Source organism: Gordonia sp. Swx-4 (assembly GCF_030316175.1).
In the GTDB taxonomy this organism is placed as follows: domain Bacteria; phylum Actinomycetota; class Actinomycetes; order Mycobacteriales; family Mycobacteriaceae; genus Gordonia; species Gordonia alkanivorans.
The window spans coordinates 529,884-545,813 of record NZ_CP128197.1; the positions used below are offsets into that span (position 1 = coordinate 529,884).

General features: G+C 68.2%; 15 protein-coding genes. 12 read left to right on the plus strand and 3 right to left on the minus strand.

Annotation, left to right across the window (positions count from 1 at the left end; translation table 11 throughout):
• The first annotated feature begins 147 nt into the window (after window positions 1-147).
• The 8 genes from ssd to PWF70_RS02415 all read left to right on the plus strand — a co-directional run bounded on the left by ssd (window position 148) and on the right by PWF70_RS02415 (window position 5,453).
• The gene (gene ssd, locus PWF70_RS02380; protein ID WP_035754779.1) at window positions 148-1,206 is read left to right on the plus strand and encodes a septum site-determining protein Ssd; all 1,059 of its coding nucleotides are present in this window, start codon (window positions 148-150) and stop codon (window positions 1,204-1,206) included.
• On the plus strand, window positions 1,203-2,441 hold the full coding sequence (locus tag PWF70_RS02385) for a TadA family conjugal transfer-associated ATPase (RefSeq protein ID WP_006359038.1): 1,239 nt from the start codon (window positions 1,203-1,205) through the stop codon (window positions 2,439-2,441). Before ssd ends, PWF70_RS02385 begins: the two co-directional genes overlap by 4 nt.
• The gene (locus PWF70_RS02390) at window positions 2,438-3,304 is read left to right on the plus strand and encodes a type II secretion system F family protein (RefSeq protein WP_035754733.1); all 867 of its coding nucleotides are present in this window, start codon (window positions 2,438-2,440) and stop codon (window positions 3,302-3,304) included. Before PWF70_RS02385 ends, PWF70_RS02390 begins: the two co-directional genes overlap by 4 nt.
• Window positions 3,301-3,915 carry a type II secretion system F family protein gene (locus tag PWF70_RS02395; RefSeq protein WP_006359040.1) on the plus strand — a complete coding sequence of 205 codons (615 nt, stop codon included), beginning with the start codon at window positions 3,301-3,303 and terminating at the stop codon, window positions 3,913-3,915. Before PWF70_RS02390 ends, PWF70_RS02395 begins: the two co-directional genes overlap by 4 nt.
• 54 nt (window positions 3,916-3,969) lie before the next feature.
• On the plus strand, window positions 3,970-4,344 hold the full coding sequence (locus tag PWF70_RS02400; RefSeq protein ID WP_035754735.1) for a VOC family protein: 375 nt from the start codon (window positions 3,970-3,972) through the stop codon (window positions 4,342-4,344).
• Between the two features lie 124 nt (window positions 4,345-4,468).
• On the plus strand, window positions 4,469-4,684 hold the full coding sequence (locus PWF70_RS02405) for a DUF4244 domain-containing protein (RefSeq protein ID WP_006359042.1): 216 nt from the start codon (window positions 4,469-4,471) through the stop codon (window positions 4,682-4,684).
• Complete coding sequence (locus PWF70_RS02410) at window positions 4,684-5,085, plus strand: TadE family type IV pilus minor pilin (RefSeq protein ID WP_006359043.1); 402 nt, start codon at window positions 4,684-4,686, stop codon at window positions 5,083-5,085. The genes PWF70_RS02405 and PWF70_RS02410 overlap by 1 nt, the downstream gene beginning before the upstream one ends.
• The gene (locus PWF70_RS02415) at window positions 5,082-5,453 is read left to right on the plus strand and encodes an Rv3654c family TadE-like protein (RefSeq protein ID WP_035754737.1); all 372 of its coding nucleotides are present in this window, start codon (window positions 5,082-5,084) and stop codon (window positions 5,451-5,453) included. Before PWF70_RS02410 ends, PWF70_RS02415 begins: the two co-directional genes overlap by 4 nt.
• A gap of 10 nt (window positions 5,454-5,463) precedes the next feature.
• On the opposite strand, the gene PWF70_RS02420 is transcribed toward PWF70_RS02415, so the two are convergent.
• Together PWF70_RS02420 and PWF70_RS02425 are read right to left on the minus strand one after the other, a co-directional pair.
• The gene (locus tag PWF70_RS02420) at window positions 5,464-6,015 is read right to left on the minus strand and encodes a hypothetical protein (RefSeq protein ID WP_006359046.1); all 552 of its coding nucleotides are present in this window, start codon (window positions 6,013-6,015) and stop codon (window positions 5,464-5,466) included.
• Window positions 6,008-8,335 (minus strand): DEAD/DEAH box helicase, encoded by a 2,328-nt coding sequence (locus tag PWF70_RS02425; RefSeq protein ID WP_035754739.1) that lies wholly within the window; start codon window positions 8,333-8,335, stop codon window positions 6,008-6,010. The genes PWF70_RS02420 and PWF70_RS02425 overlap by 8 nt, the downstream gene beginning before the upstream one ends.
• Window positions 8,336-8,670: 335 nt before the next feature.
• Between PWF70_RS02425 and PWF70_RS02430 the strand changes: the two genes are divergently transcribed.
• The 3 genes from PWF70_RS02430 (at window position 8,671) to topA (ending at window position 12,864) form a co-directional block, all read left to right on the plus strand.
• Entirely contained in the window at window positions 8,671-8,874 is a 204-nt protein-coding gene (locus PWF70_RS02430) for a cold-shock protein (RefSeq protein WP_006359048.1), read from the plus strand.
• Window positions 8,875-9,032: 158 nt separating this feature from the next.
• Complete coding sequence (locus PWF70_RS02435) at window positions 9,033-9,617, plus strand: hypothetical protein (protein WP_006359049.1); 585 nt, start codon at window positions 9,033-9,035, stop codon at window positions 9,615-9,617.
• 184 nt (window positions 9,618-9,801) lie between these two features.
• Window positions 9,802-12,864, plus strand: coding sequence for a type I DNA topoisomerase (topA, locus tag PWF70_RS02440; protein ID WP_006359050.1), 3,063 nt, complete (start codon window positions 9,802-9,804; stop codon window positions 12,862-12,864).
• An 82-nt stretch (window positions 12,865-12,946) separates the two neighbouring features.
• Here the strand turns inward: topA and PWF70_RS02445 are convergent, their stop codons facing one another.
• Window positions 12,947-14,407, minus strand: a complete 1,461-nt coding sequence (locus PWF70_RS02445; RefSeq protein WP_075863648.1) for an adenylate/guanylate cyclase domain-containing protein — start codon at window positions 14,405-14,407, stop codon at window positions 12,947-12,949.
• A gap of 172 nt (window positions 14,408-14,579) precedes the next feature.
• Here PWF70_RS02445 and PWF70_RS02450 point away from each other — a divergent pair, with 172 nt between their 5' ends.
• Window positions 14,580-15,866 (plus strand): DNA polymerase III subunit delta', encoded by a 1,287-nt coding sequence (locus PWF70_RS02450; RefSeq protein WP_075863593.1) that lies wholly within the window; start codon window positions 14,580-14,582, stop codon window positions 15,864-15,866.
• Window positions 15,867-15,930: the final 64 nt, after the last annotated feature.

The window sequence follows — 15,930 nt, forward strand, 5'->3', positions numbered from 1 at the left end:
AGCCTCCGCCTTTGCGGACATTCGTTCACTGCCAGTTGTAGTCTGCTCGGCCATTGTCCTGTGGATTCTTTCCACAGCCCGCCGACGATGTCCACAGAGGCCGCGAGCGGGCTCCTGAGGGACCTTCTCCGCCTCATCATCGACGCCATGCCCGATGATCTGCTCGTTCTCGTCGACCCGGATCTGTATGACGACGTCGCGCGCTGCGCGGCGGCCGCCGGATATCGCACCGTCGCCGCCCGGCCCGACGACTGTCGCCGTGAATGGCTCACCAGCCGCGCCGTGGTGGCCGATCCGGCGGCGATCGCCGTCCTCACTCTGATACATCCACCGCGTCGCGACGGTCTGATCCTCGTCAGTGCGGAGGAACCGCGAGCCGACACCTGGCGGATGGCGATGGACCTCGGGGCCACCGACGCGGCCGCGCTGCCGTCTGACGAGAATCGCCTGGTCAGATCGTTGACCGACGTCCGCGTACCTCGCCGCCGGCCCGCGGGTGTCCTCGCGGTGATCGGCGCACATGGTGGAGCCGGCGCATCGACGCTGGCCGCGGCGGTGGCTCTCACCAGCGTCGGGAACGGATCGTCCACCCTGCTCCTCGATCTCGACGACGTCGCGCCCGGTGCCGACCTGCTGCTCGGGATCGAGCAGCGCCCGGGCTTGCGCTGGCAGGACCTGTCGCTGGACGGAGGCGTCGTCGGTGGCACGGCGTTGCACCACGCCCTGCCACGTGCCGGGAGTGGTCTCGCGGTGTTGACCTCGGAACGTCTCCCCACGCGGGCGCCGGGCTCTGACGCGGTGGCCGCGGTCATCGACGCAGGTCAGGCCCACGGAGATCTTGTGGTGGTCGACCTTCCGCGCGCCGACACCCCGGTCGTCCGTACAGCGATCGCTTCGGCGGATCTCGTCGTGCTGGTCTCCGCCCCGTCGGTCGGTGGCTGCGCCGCGGCACGTCGGGTGGTCGGCCGGCTCATCGGTGACGAGGTCTCCGTCGAACTCGTGGTCCGGGGTCCGTCACCGGGTGGTCTGCGGCCCGCGCAGGTCGCCGACGCGATCGGGGTCCCCTTGATCGCCGCGTATCGGCCTGACCCGCGTCTTCCGGTCCGGCTGGAGGGTGGACCGCTCCGCGTCCGACCCCGCAGTCCGCTCGGACGTGCGGCCCAAGCCGTCCACTCGAGGGTGGCAGGACAGGGGAGAGCGGCGTGACAGTCGATCGAACTGACGACGAGCTGCTCGAACGCGTCCGGTCTCGGCTGGCCTCAGATGCCGCGGAACCGAGCCCGGCGGTGATCGCCGAGGCGATCCGTGCCGAGGCCGGCGGTGTCCTGGGCGACACCGACCTCCTCGCGGCACTCCGTTTCCTTCAAACGGAGCTCACCGGCGCCGGAAAGCTGGAGGCACTGCTCGCCGAACCAGACATCGCCGACATCCTCGTAGCCGGTCCCGACGACGTATGGGTGGACCGCGGACGCGGACTCGAGCCGGCGACGATCCGCTTTCCCGACGAGGCATCGGTCCGGCGCCTGGCGGGACGTCTCGCGCTGAGCGCCGGACGTCGCCTCGACGACGCGCAACCGTGGGTCGACGGCCAGCTGTCCGACGTCGGCCGGCGCGGATACACGGTGCGACTACACGCGATCATTCCGCCGCTCGCCGCCGACGGCACCTGTATATCGTTGCGGGTGCTGCGTGCAGCGTCGAAGGACCTGCCGAGTCTGATCGCCGGCGGCGCCATCCCGGCAGAGGTGGTCGGGATCATCGGTGACATCCTCCGACACCGCTTCTCCTTCCTGGTCATCGGCGGCACGGGCTCCGGAAAAACGACGCTGCTGAACGCGCTGATCGGCGAGATGAACACTCGTGAGCGGCTCGTGTGTGTCGAGGACGCCCTCGAGCTCGCGCCCCGCCATCCCCAAGTGGTTCGACTCGTGGCACGCGCGGCGAATGTCGAAGGCGTGGGCGAGGTTCCGGTGCGTGCGCTGGTGCGGCAGGCGCTGCGCATGCGGCCCGACCGGATCGTCGTCGGGGAGGTGCGAGGCGCCGAGGTGATCGACCTGCTCACCGCACTCAACACCGGACACGACGGCAGCGCCGGGACCGTGCACGCCAACTCGACCTCCGAGGTGCCGGCGCGGATGGAAGCCCTTGCCGCGCTGGGCGGGATGGGTCGCGATGCGTTGCACAGCCAGTTGGGCGCGGCCCTGCAGATGGTGCTCGGTGTCGCGCGCCGAGCGGACGGTTCACGTGGGCTCGTCGAGATCGGCGTCGTACGGCGTGCTCCTGACGGGCGAGTCGACATCGTGCCGATCTGGTTGCGAGACAGTGGTTTCACCGACCATCGACCGTTCTTCGACACGATGCTCGCCAGACATCGACCGCCCGGCGGTCGGTCCGCTGACGACCCCGGGACCTCCGCTGGTCCGCGCCGGCTGTCGGCATGATGTCCGGGATTCCGCCGATGGCCCCGGTCCTGGTGGCCCCGGTCCTGGTGGCCCTCGGGTTCGGTGTCCTGTTGTGGTCGCCGCCGCGGGCCTGGCAGCGCCTGCAGATCGTCGTGGGGAGGCCGCGCGTCACCCGATCGTCGAATCGGATGGCGTTTCTCGCCGCGGGTGCACCGGTGGCGGCCTTGGTGCTCGGTGGGCTCTCGGCCGCGGTTGCGGCGGGCATCGTCGTGGCGCTCGTGATGTGGATTCGACGACGTCGACAGGCGGAGAAGAGGTTCGATCGTCGGTTGGACGACCTGCTGCTGGCGCTGTCCCTGATGATCTCGGAACTTTCGGTCGGCGCGCCCCCGGTGCACGCCTGCGAGGTTGCGGTCGCCGAGCTCCGGCGGCGCACGGCCGACGGTGGTCGTGGCTGTTCGGAGATCGCCGATGGGCTCGAGGCGATGGCGTCGCGAGCGTCGCTCGGTGGGTCGGCGATCGCAGATCCGGAGCCGACACCGGGTTCGGAGGACGCGTCGGGGGCGGCGTCGTGGCATCGGATCGGAGTGGCCTGGCAGACCGCCGAACAGTACGGCCTGCCGATGGTGGACACGCTGGCGGCGTTGCGGTCCGATCTGCGGTCGCGCCGCGGATTCGCCGACCGCACACGTGCCGGCCTGTCGGGGCCGCGTGCGACGGCGATGGTGCTGGCCGGTCTGCCCCTGCTCGGTATTGCACTGGGCCAGGCGACCGGCGCCGGGCCGATCCAGGTACTCCTCGGCGGTGGTCTCGGCGGCGTCCTGCTGATGGTCGGAACCGTCTTGGCCGCCGCCGGAGTCGCGTGGTCGGAACGCATCACCGGGAAAGTGCTGGCCCGTTGACCGGGGTGGCGATCGCGATGGCGTCCTTGGCCGCGGGGTTGCTGGTCTGGCCCGCGCCGCGCTGGCGGCTGTACCGGGTCGTCGACCCTCCGCCGGGCCCCGACCGCTCGCCGAGATGGCTGGGTGCGGGTCCACCGCGGGAGGATCCGTTCGCCGTGGCATCCGCCTTCGATCTGTTCGCCGTGTGCCTCCGGGCCGGGTTGCCGGTGGGTGTCGCCGCGGCGGTCGTTGCCGGCCGTGCCCCGCCGTCGCTCGCCCGGCCGCTCGCGCGTGTCGCTGACCTGCTGCAACTCGGTGCCGACCCGGACACCGCATGGGCGGCGCTGCTCGAGGATTCATCGGAGGCGAAGAGGTCGGCCGACGACCATCTCGAAGCCCTCGCGGCGCTGGCCAGACGCTCGGCCCGAGCCGGTTCGTCACTGGCGGGCGGACTCGCGGAACTGGCGGACGATGTTCGACGCCGCGCTCATGACGATGCGCTGGCCGCGGCCGAGCGCGCCGGAGTGGCGATCAGTGGTCCGCTCGGGCTGTGCTTCCTGCCTGCGTTCATCTGTCTCGGGATCGTCCCGGTAGTGGTCGGTCTGGCGTCGACGGTGCTCGGCGCGTTTTGACTGCGAGCGCGGAAGTGCTCACGAACTGTCGGTGCCCACGAGCACACTGGAGACATGGCTGAGACCGGACACCGACACCATGCGATCGACTACGTCGAGCTCACCGTCACGGACATGGCTGCGGCGCGGACCTTCTATTCGGGCGCGTTCGGCTGGGAGTTCAACGACTACGGACCCGGTTACTCGGGAATCGTCGGGCCGGGAGGGGCAGGGTCGCCGGAGGCGGGCGGCCTCGCGCTCGGCGACTCGGCGCCCACCCGGGGAGGCCCGCTGGTCCTGCTGTACTCCGATGACCTCGACGCAACGGTCGAGAAGGTGCGTGCGGCGGGAGGTCAGATCGTCGACGGTCCCTACGACTTTCCGGGCGGCCGACGGTTTCACTTCACCGACCCGAGCGGTAACGAGCTCGGCGTCTGGTCGTCCGCCTGAGGTGTCCGCTCGCAAACCCACCCCTCGAGGGGTGCGGAGTCGAAAACTCGATGGATCCCAGCGGGGCTTTGATGCGTCCAAGTAGTGCAGAACTCGAAGGTCGCTCGTCCCGACAGGAGAACCCATGACCCACAACCTTTCTCGTCTCATCGATCGTGCAGGTGCGCACGCCACGCGGCTGATCACCGACGAGGACGGCATGTCCACGGCGGAATACGCGATCGGCACAATTGCGGCCGCGGCGTTCGGGGCGATCCTCTACACGGTGATCACCGGGGACAACATCGTGAGTGCGCTGACCGGCATCATCGGGAAGGCTCTCAACACCTCGGTGGGCTGATGTGCTTGCGTGCGCTGAGGATTCGGATTGCGGAGATCGGTCGGGATGAGGCGGGGATGGTGACGGTCGAGGCGGCATACGCGGTCGCTGCGATCGTGGTCGCGGTGCTGCTCGCCGTCGGAGCGATCGGTGGCGTGACGGCCCAGATCCGTTGTACCGACGCTGCGCGGGAGGCGGCACGGCTGACGGCAGCGGGTGACGATTCGGCGCGCGAGGTCGCGAAGCGGATGGCGGGGGATCGGGCCGTGGTGTTGGTGTCGGTCCAGGGGAAACGTGTCGTCGCGCAGGTGCGCACCTCGGTGGCGTTGTTGCCGGGCCTCACGATGTCGGCACAGGCCGTGGCCGCCAAGGAACCGCGAGGCGAGGATCAGGTGGTCTTCGCGCCCGGCGTCGAACCGTGAGGGCCGTCCGCGGTCTCGTCGCAGATGACCATGGCAATGCGACGGTGCTGGGTGCGTTCGCGATCGCCGCTCTCGCGGCAGTTCTCGTCATGGTCATCTACGTCGGCGCGGCCGTGCTCGCCCGTCACCGCGCTCAGTCGGCAGCTGACCTGTCCGCGCTGGCCGCAGCCGCAGATCACGTGGCGGGGGAGTCCGAACCCTGCACCGCTGCGCGTGCAGTGGCGACGGCACAACGGCCTTCGGTCGAGGTGGTCGCGTGCCGAACGGACGGTGAGGACGTGCTCGTGTCGGTGCGGGTCCCGGTCGACCTGGGCACCTTCGGCGTCCGGGCGGCCACGGCGTCCGCGCGGGCCGGTCCGGTCGAGTAGCGGTGTCGAGCTACCCGCGACTGTCCTCGTCGACGACGATCCGTTTCGGATACACCCGTACCGATTGCATAGGGGCGAACCACAATTGGTGAAAGTGAACGTCCGTGTCGCCGCGGTAGGCGAGTTCGAAGGCTTCGGTCCCGGTGTTCAGCGGGATCCACGGTCGAACCGCCCGCACGAACGACGACCAGTGGATCAGTTCGCCCTCGGTCAGGAACCCGCCTGCAGCAGCCCAGGTTTCGCCGGACTGCGCGTCGGACGACGCCAGGTACACCTCGCCGAGCGACGGCGTGATCCTCGGGCCGATCATCGCGGCTTGCAGGTACCACTGGGCGGTGGTCACCACCGGGGTGAAGCCGCCCGACCGGGCCGCGCACCACCCGTAGTGCAGGTCGAGGGCATCGAGTGCCGCCTCCTCGGAGAAGAACACGTCGCGTTCGCCGATGGAGGCCGGCAGGTTGTCGGTGTCCTGGGTGGGCCGGGCAAGCAGGAAGAAGGCGCGCGAGGGCCGGGACACCAGCCGCTTCGTTCCGATCCCCCGATCGGATGCCTCGTCATGCATGAGCCAAGTATTGCCGAGACAACAGTTCGAGGACGGTCACTGCGCCATCTTTGTCCAACGGATCATTGCCGTTGCCACACTTGGGGCTCTGCACACACGACGGGCAGCCGCTCTCGCATCCGCAGCTCGCGACGGCGTCCCGGGTGGCGTTGATCCAGGTGAGGAAGGCAGAGTGCCCGCGCTCGGCGAAACCCGCCCCGCCCATGTACCCGTCGTAGACGAAAACGGTCGGCAATCCGGTGTCGGGATGGAGGTCGGTGGAGACGCCGCCGATGTCCCATCGGTCGCACGTCGCGACGAGGGGGAGGAGTCCGATCGCCGCATGCTCGGCCGCGTGCAGGGAACCGGGCAGCCTCGTGTCGTCGATTCCGGCCTCGGCCAGCACCTCCGGTGTGAGCGTGTACATGACCGCCCGGGTATGCAGGGTCTGCTCGGGCATGTCGAGTTCGACGGCGTCGAGCACCTCACCGGTCCGCAGTGTCCGCAGGTAACCGACTACCTGATGCGTCACGTCGACCTCGACGAAGGCCACGGTCAGCGGACCGAACTCACGGCTCTCGATGACGGAGGTGATCGAGATGTCGGTGGTCTCGCGTGCCGACGTGGTCCAGTCGGGGTCCTCGGGATGTGCGAGCGCCAGGCCGTCGTCGAGGTCTAGTTCATCGACGAGGTACGTCTCGCCCTGGTGGATGTGCACCGCGCCGGGGTGCACCGTCGACATCGCGCGCCCGGTGTCGACGGTGCCCAGGACCTGCGAGGTCGTGGTGTCGACGATCAACACCTGCCCGCCGATCCCGCCCCGGATGTCGATCTCGGCGTGCGGTTCGACGCCGGCGGCGACGTACCAACCCGACTTCCGTCTGCGCAGCAGGCCTTCCGTGGCCAGGTCCTCGGCCACCGGCCGCGCATCCCAGGCGTCTATCTCGGTGTCCGAGAGCGGCTTCTCTGCGGCGGCGCACAACAGATGCGGCCCGAGGATGTACGGGTTGGCCGGGTCGGTGACGGTGGCCTCGACCGGCTTGCCGAGGAGCGAGTCGGGATGGTGCACCAGGAATGTGTCGAGTGGGTCGTCGCGGGCGACCAGGACCACCAGCGAGTCCCCGGACTCCCGTTGGCGTCCGGCCCGACCCGCCTGCTGCCAGAACGACGCGACCGTCCCGGGGTAGCCGCTGACGATGACAGCGTCCAATCCGCTGATGTCGACGCCCAATTCGAGTGCGTTGGTGGTCGCGACACCGAGCAGCTCGCCGTCGGAGATCGCCTTCTCGAGCTTGCGCCGGTCATCGGCGAGATAGCCCGCACGGTAGGCCCCGATCCTCGACTCGAGTTCGGGCGCACTCTGCGACAACAGGTTCCGCGCCGACAGTGCCGTCAGTTCGACGCCCCGCCGACTGCGCGCGAAACACAGTGTCCGCGCACCCTCGACCACGAAATCCGCGAGTAACCGTGCAGATTCGGCGCCGGCGGAGCGTCGGACCGGCGCGCCGTTCTCCCCGGTCACCGCCGGCAGGAAGTCCGGCTCCCACAATGCGACGGTGCGCTCACCGCGCGGCGAGCTGTCCTCGGTCACCGCGACCGCGGGCTCACCGATCAAGCGGCCCAATGCCTCCGCGGGTTGCGCGACCGTCGCGCTGGCACCGATCACCGTCGGATTCGCGCCGGCCGCACGGGCGATCCGGAGGAGCCTGCGCATGACGAGTGCGGTGTGGGAGCCGAAGACGCCACGGTAGTGGTGGCATTCGTCGACGACGATGAAGCGAAGATGCCGGAAGAACTGACGCCACCGGGCGTGATGCGAGAGGATGCCGATGTGCAGCATGTCGGGGTTGGTGAATATCCACCGTGAGTGCACGCGCGCCCACTGCCGGATCTCGGGGTCGGTGTCGCCGTCGTAGGCGCAGGGCTGCAGGTGCCCGAACTCCGGCCGCCCGGCGATGATCGAGGAGACCGCCCGGATCTGGTCCGCGCCCAACGCTTTCGTCGGCGCGAGATATAACGCTGTCGAATTCTTTTCATTCAACAGAGTCGAAAGAATTGGCATCTGGTAAGACAGTGATTTACCCGATGCGGTTCCCGTGCAGATGGCGACATGATTACCGCGGAATGCTTCGTCGGCGGCCCGGGCCTGGTGTGTCCAGACGCGTTCTATTCCGTTGTCCGCGTACGCGTCGAGGAGTGCTGTGGGCACCCATTCCGGCCACTCGGCGAAAGATGCAGGGCGCGACGGGATTACCGACAGGTGCGTGAGTGGGGACTCGTCGGGGTCGGTGCCTGCGAGGGACCTTGCGAGGAGATCTGTCCCGAATGTGGAGTACTGCATTTTATGGTGGAAACTCTTCAAAGTGGTGTCGGCGCGGGAGGTCTGGGAAGGTCGGGATGTTACCGATGGATGTCGTGCTGCTGAAGTTTGGCGAGGTTTTTGCTCATCTTGGTTGATGTGACTATCGCAAGTGGGCCGGACATGATTGACTGGGTGCGGCCGCAGCTTTCGCAACCCGTCGAGGCGGGCGACAAGCGTGTTGCAGCCGTGGTACTGAGGTTAGTTTGGCGGATCGAAGCAGATCTTCGCGGGGCTCTTTGAGGTATGGCGGTCAACCGGCCACGACGCGATGACCCATCGTGTCGCGACAGTTGATATGTAAAGGATTGCAAGACATGGCACAGGGAACTGTGAAGTGGTTCAACGCGGAAAAGGGCTTCGGCTTCATCGCGCCTGACGAGGGCTCCGACGACGTGTTCGTCCACTACTCCGAAATCCAGGGAGCCGGTTTCCGCACCCTCGAGGAGAACCAGCGGGTGGAGTTCGAGGTCGGCCAGGGCACCAAGGGCCCGCAGGCCACCGGCGTTCGCGCCGTCTGAGACCACCTGCGCAACTGCATACGCAGCTTGCCGACAACCGCTCCCGTCTCGTTCAGTCGAGACGGGAGCGGTTTGTTTTCCGGGGGCCGCTGAAGCGGCGGCGCGAACCGCCGCGGGAAAGACCGGTTTCGGGGACCCGGACCACCTAATCTCGGCTTGTGGGCCAGTTGTCGTTCTTCTCCGCGGAGACAGAGGAGCCCGCGTACTCCGATCTCGCGGGCCTGCTCGCGGCGCACGGTCAGGCCGTCCGTTCGGACTCCGGTACGCGGGTCTCGATCGTCGTCCGCGATCGCTGGCGCGCGGAGCAGATCGTCGAGGAGATGCGGGCCTCCGGTCTCGACGCCGAGGTCACCACCTCCGATGAGGGCACCCCGTTGGCCCGCACCGCGGCGTGTCATGAACTCGACGCGCTTCACCTGGCATGGTCGGCAGGCGCGGTCAAGGCGATGCCCACCGGCTGGATTCCGTCATACCGTGCGCTGCGGCTCTGGGTGATCGCCTCCGGCCACTCCGACGAAGGCCGCTACCAACTCGGTCTCGACCCGCACGCCCCCGACACCCACGCGGCACTCGCCACCGCACTGATGAGGGTCGGGATCGCGCCCACCCTGGTCGGCACGCGGGGTCATTCACCTGCACTTCGCATCGCCGGCCACCGTCGTCTCGTTCGTCTGCACGAATACGTGGGTCCGCCGCCGAATGCAGCGGCGGTGCCGGATTGGCCACCTGCGGACATACATTAGCGATCTCTTCTAGATCGTTCTGACCTGGGAAAACGCTGACCGAAAGCGCGGTATGGGTCACATCTGACAGCGTCACAAGGAATTCGGATGTGCAAACGGCGCTATACATAAGGTACAAACCCATCGAACACACCTGTTCAGACATGCAGGTGGTTCTCCACCCAGTCAACCGAAGGACGCCCCGGTGGCCGAGACCAGCACCGCATCCCGCTCTAGTGGGGGAATCCGACGACTCGTGATCGTCGAGTCCCCTACAAAGGCGCGCAAGATCGCCGGTTACCTCGGCTCCAACTACGTGGTGGAGTCGTCCCGCGGCCACATTCGCGACCTGCCGCGCGGCGCCGCCGACGTCCCCGCCAAGTACAAGGGCCAGCCCTGGGCGCGCCTCGGGGTGAACGTCGACGACAACTTCGAGCCGCTCTACGTCGTCTCGCCGGACAAGAAGACCACCGTCAGTGAGCTGAAGTCGCTGATGAAGGACGTCGACGAGCTCTACCTCGCCACGGACGGTGACCGCGAGGGGGAGGCCATCGCCTGGCATCTCCTCGAGACGCTCAAACCGAAGATCCCGGTCAAGCGGATGGTGTTCCACGAGATCACCGAACCCGCGATCCGCGCGGCCGCCGAGAACCCGCGTGATCTCGACATCGACCTGGTCGATGCCCAGGAGACCCGACGCATCCTCGACCGCCTCTACGGCTACGAGGTGTCTCCGGTGCTGTGGAAGAAGGTCATGCCGAAGCTGTCGGCGGGCCGCGTGCAGTCCGTCGCGACGCGCATCATCGTCGAGCGTGAACGTGAGCGCATGGCGTTCGTGTCCGCCGAGTACTGGGACATCGCCGCGACCATGGACGCCGGCGCCGAGGCCAGCCCCTCGACGTTCAAGGCCCGCCTGGTCAACGTCGACGACGCCCGTGTCGCCACCGGTCGCGACTTCGAGGCGACCGGTGAACTGAAGAAGCCCGACGGGGTCGTCGTGCTCAACGCCGACCGTGCCGAGAGCCTGGCTGCAGGCCTTCGCGGCGCCGCCATGACGGTGACGTCGGTCGAGGAGAAGCCCTACACCCGTCGCCCGTATGCGCCGTTCATGACGTCGACGCTGCAGCAGGAGGCCGGTCGTAAGCTGCGCTTCACCTCCGACCGCACCATGCGCATCGCGCAGCGGCTGTATGAGAACGGCTTCATCACCTACATGCGTACCGACTCGACGAGCCTGAGCGAGTCGGCGATCAACGCCGCCCGCGCCCAGGCACGCGAGCTGTACGGCGACAACTTCGTCCACCCGACGCCGCGTCAGTACACCCGCAAGGTCAAGAACGCCCAGGAGGCCCACGAGGCGATCCGTCCCGCGGGCGAGACGTTCCGGACTCCCGGCCAGGTCGCCGGCCAGCTCGAGGCCGACGAGTTCCGCCTGTACGAGCTCATCTGGCAGCGCACCGTCGCCTCGCAGATGGCCGACGCCAAGGGCACCACGCTGAGCCTGCGGATCGCGGGCACCGCGTCGTCCGGGGAGCGCGCGACGTTCGCCTCGTCGGGCCGCACCATCACGTTCCCCGGCTTCCTGTCGGCCTACGTGGAAACCGTCGACGAGCAGACCGGTGGCCAGGCCGACGACGCCGAGAACCGCCTGCCGCAGCTGACCGAGGGGCAGTCGCTCACCGCGACCGAGCTCACCGCCGACGGTCACTCGACCAACCCGCCGGCCCGCTTCACCGAGGCGTCGCTGGTCAAGGTGCTCGAAGAGCTGGGCATCGGCCGTCCGTCGACCTACGCCTCGATCATCGGCACCATCCAGGATCGCGGTTACGTCGTGAAGAAGGGCAACGCCCTCGTCCCGTCGTGGATCGCCTTCGCGGTGGTGGGACTTCTCGAGGCGTACTTCGAGAGTCTCGTCGACTACGACTTCACCGCGACCCTGGAAGACGATCTCGACCAGATCGCCACCGGCAACGAGAACCGGACGAAGTGGCTGTCGGAGTTCTACTTCGGCGACGAGCGGTCCGGCGACGCCGAGGCACGCTCGGCGCACTCGGCGATCGCCCAGTACGGCGGACTCAAGAAGCTCGTCGGCGTCAACCTCGAGGAGATCGACGCCCGCCAGGTCAACTCGATCCGCTTGTTCGACGACGAAGAGGGCCGGCCGATCTATGTGCGCGTCGGCCGCTTCGGTCCGTACCTCGAGCGTGACCTCAACGCGAACAAGAAGACCGACGCCGATGCCGAACCCGATCTGCAGCGCGCCAACCTGCCCGCCGACATCACGCCGGACGAGCTGACGCTGGAGATCGCGGAGAAGCTGTTCTCGACGCCGCAGGAGGGTCGCTCGCTGGGCGTCGACCCGCTGACCGGCCACGAGATCGTCGCCAAGGAAGGGCGTTTCGGTCCGTACGTGACCGAGATCCTGCCCGCCGACGACGATGACGACGACGGCGAAGCCCCGATCACCATCCCCGCGGGTCCGACGCCGCGCGACGGCGGATCTCCCGGCACCGGCGGCAGCGACGCCGGCGACGCCGATGTGGTCCCGCTCGATTCCCCGGGCGGCGGCACCACCACCAAGACCAAGCCGGCGGCGAAGAAGGTCGCCAAGAAGGCGGCGAAGAAGGCCGGTCCCAAGCCGCGCACCGGTTCGCTGTTCAAGTCGATGGACATCTCGACGGTCACCCTCGACGAGGCTCTGAAGCTGCTGTCGCTGCCGCGCGTCGTCGGCGTCGACCCGGAGTCCGGCGACGAGATCACCGCGCAGAACGGGCGCTACGGTCCTTACCTGAAGAAGGGCTCGGATTCGCGGTCCCTCGGCAGTGAGGAACAGCTCTTCGAGATCACCCTCGACGAGGCCCTGAAGATCTACTCCGAGCCCAAGCGTCGTGGACGGCAGGCGGCTGCGCCGCCGCTGCGTGAACTGGGCAAGGACGACGAGGTCAGCGGCAAGCCGATGGTCATCAAGGATGGCCGCTTCGGTCCGTACGTGACCGACGGCGAAACCAACGCGAGCCTGCGCAAGGGCGACGAGGTCGACTCGATCACGCCGGAGCGCGCGATGGAACTCCTCGCCGATCGTCGCGCTCGCGGCCCGGCCAAGAAGGCGGCGAAGAAGGCCGCCAAGAAGGCCCCGGCAAAGAAGGCTGCGAAGAAGACGGCCGCCAAGAAGACCGCGAAGAAGGCTGCCGCCAAGAAGACGACCGCCAAAAAGACCGCGGCCAAGAAGACGGCCGCGAAGAAGACGACGGAGTCGTCGGAGGATTAGCGGGCCCCAGCCGCTGCTTGAGGTGCGAGGAGCGCGAGCGACGAGTCTTGAAGGGCCCTGGTGAGTCGACCTCGGGGGCCGCTCAGTCCCTGCGGTAGGGCTCCATGTGCGGGCGGGCGAGGAGGGTCTCGATCCCGCGGCCGCGGAGTTCGACGCCTTCACCGATCTCCCAGTGCTCGGCCTCTTCGTGCGAGGCCAGGAACACGGCACGGGCCGAACCGAGCACGCGGGTGGGCTCGTCCTTCGCGAGTTCGGTGAGGCGCGCGGCCTCGTTCACCGGGTCGCCGATGACGGTGTACTCGAGGCGCTGCTCGGCGCCGATGTGCCCGGCGATCGCCTTGCCGGCGGAGACACCGATGCCGATGTCGGTGTCACCGAGGGTCTGGTACAGCTCGGCCCGTAGCTCACGCGCGGAGGCCAGCGCGCGGCCGGCGAAGTCGTCGAGGTCGAGGGGGGCGCCGAAGATCGCGAGCGCCGCATCACCCTGGAACTTGTTGACGAAGCCGCCGTGGCGTCCGACGACGGCCACGACCACCCGGAAGAACTCGTTGAGCAGCTCGACGATCTCGCGCGGCGGGCGGTTCACGGCCAGGCGCGTCGAACCGACGATGTCGACGAAGAGCACACCGACGTAGCGTTCCTCGCCGCCCAGCTCGGTGCCGGTCTCGATGGCGCGTCGGGCGACGTCCTCGCCGACGTAGCGGCCGAACAGGTTGCGTAGTTCCTGTCGTTCGCGCAGGTCGGCGACCATGTCGTTGAAGCCGGCCTGAAGCAGGCCGAGGTCGCTGCCGTCGTAGATCTTCACCGCGACGTTGAGGTCGCCGTCACTGACCTTCGACTGGGCGCGACGCAGCTGTTTGATCGGGTCGTTGATCGCGGCCACCACACGGACGATCGCGATGACGCTGAACGCGAGAGCCGACACCGCCATCCACAGGATCGGACGTTCCAGCCCGGTCGAGTCGCCTTCGAAGATGCCCAGCCGGTGCAGCACGATGAGACCGATGATCACGACCATCGGTGCGACGACGCTGATCACCCAGAACGCGGTGATGCGGGTGGTGACGCTGGGGGCGATCGCGTGGTTGGGGTTGTTGGCCATCGCGGCGACGGTGATCGGCCGCATGACCTTCTCGGCCTGCATGTAGCTCAGCGCGCAGGTGACCATCGCACCGATGGCGCTCGCGATGGCGACGATGAAGGCGTTCTTGGATGACACGGTCAGGTTGACGAGGGTGAAGAGGGTACCGCCCACCACCCACAGTGCGGCGTTGACGACGGTCAGCAGCGTCGGCAGGGCGAGGGCGCGGCGTCGGGCGGCCTCGTTGTCGAGCCGGGTGCGTCGGCGATGCCACACGAGGACGGGTAGCGACAGCTGGATGCTGGCGTAGCCGCCGATGACCATCGCGATCAACAGGTAGCCCGCGAAGATCGCCTGGTTCAGGGCGGTGATCTCGTCGAGGCTGATCGAGTCCTGGAGCGGCATCCCGAAGCGGAGGAAGGCGAAGGTGAACAGCGCGCCGACGAGGTTCGCGCGGAGCATGTCGAGCGCGAGGATCGGCCACGGCGTATGAATCAGCCATCGGCCAAGGTGCAGGACCTTGGACCATCGCGACCGCTGTTCAACCACGGAGACTACGGTAGCTGTCTGCTTGCAATCGTTAAACACGGTTCCGCCCCGTTGGCGTGTCCGAACTGCGGTTTAGGGTGTCGTTGTGACCAATGTCTTTGATCGGCTGACCGGCCAAGAGGCGATCGCGGACGATCTGCGTGCCGCCGCGCGTGCTGCGCGGGTCCTCGCGCAGCAGCTCGACGCCGGCAGCAGCGAAGGCCTGTTCGTGCCCGACGACGAGATCCCGGGCGTCGACGCGGGGTGGTCACGCGCATCGATGACGCATTCCTGGCTCTTCACCGGGCCGCCCGGAAGCGGTCGCTCGGTGGCCGCGACGTGTTTCGCCGCCGCCCTGCAGTGTCAGTCGCCCGAGTCGGCGAACGTCGGGTGCGGCGAGTGCCGTGCCTGTGTGACGGTGATGGCCAAAACCCACGCCGACGTCCGGCACGTCGTGCCCGAGGGTCTGAGTCTGGCGGTCGGTGCGATGCGCGACATCGTGCAGGCCGCCGCCCGACGCCCCGGAACCGGCCGCTGGCAGATCGTCATCGTCGAGGACGCCGACCGCCTCACCGAACAGGCCGCGAACGCGCTGCTGAAGGTCGTGGAGGAGCCGCCACCCCGCACCGTGTTCCTGCTGTGCGCGCCGTCGGTGGACCCGGAGGACATCTCGGTGACCCTCCGATCGCGATGCCGGCACGTCGCGCTGGTGTCGCCGACACCCGCGGCCATCGAACGCGTCCTGATCGAACGCGACGGCCTCGACCCCGAGCAGGCACGCTGGGCGGCGTCGGTGTGCGGCGGCCACATCGGCCGCGCCCGCCGCCTCGCCACCGACCCCGACGCCCGTTCCCAGCGCGAGAAGGCGCTCTCGCTGGCTCGGGCCGCTTCCCGGGATTCGACGGCGTACGCCGCGGCCGAGGAGCTGGTGCGGTCGGCGGAGGCCGCGGCCAAGGCGATCAGTGCCGAACTCGACGAAGCCGAGACCGAGGAGATGAGGACCGCGCTCGGTGCGGGCGGCACCGGCAAGGGCACCGCCCGGATGCCCCGCGGGAGTGCGGGCGCGCTGAAGGAGCTCGAGAAGCGTCAGAAGTCGCGCGCCACGCGCGTCGGACGCGATGTCCTCGACCGCGCCCTCGTCGACCTCGCCGCACTCTTCCGCGACGCGCTCGTCGTCGGGGTCGGGGCCGAGGTGACCGCGATGCATCCCGACAAGTCCGACGACATCTCGATACCCCTGGCCGGCTACGCCCGCCCCGAGCAACTGCTGTCGTGCGTCGAGGCCGTCCTCGACTGCCGCGAGGCGCTGGACATGAACGTCAAACCCAAGTTCGCGGTCGACGACATGGTCGCGCGGATCGGGTTGGCGCTCAAGCGCAGGGTCGACGCCTAGCAATCGCGGGGCCTCCCCAGTCTCGCAAAGCACCCACTATTGGTAACTGATGTGTTACCAGTAG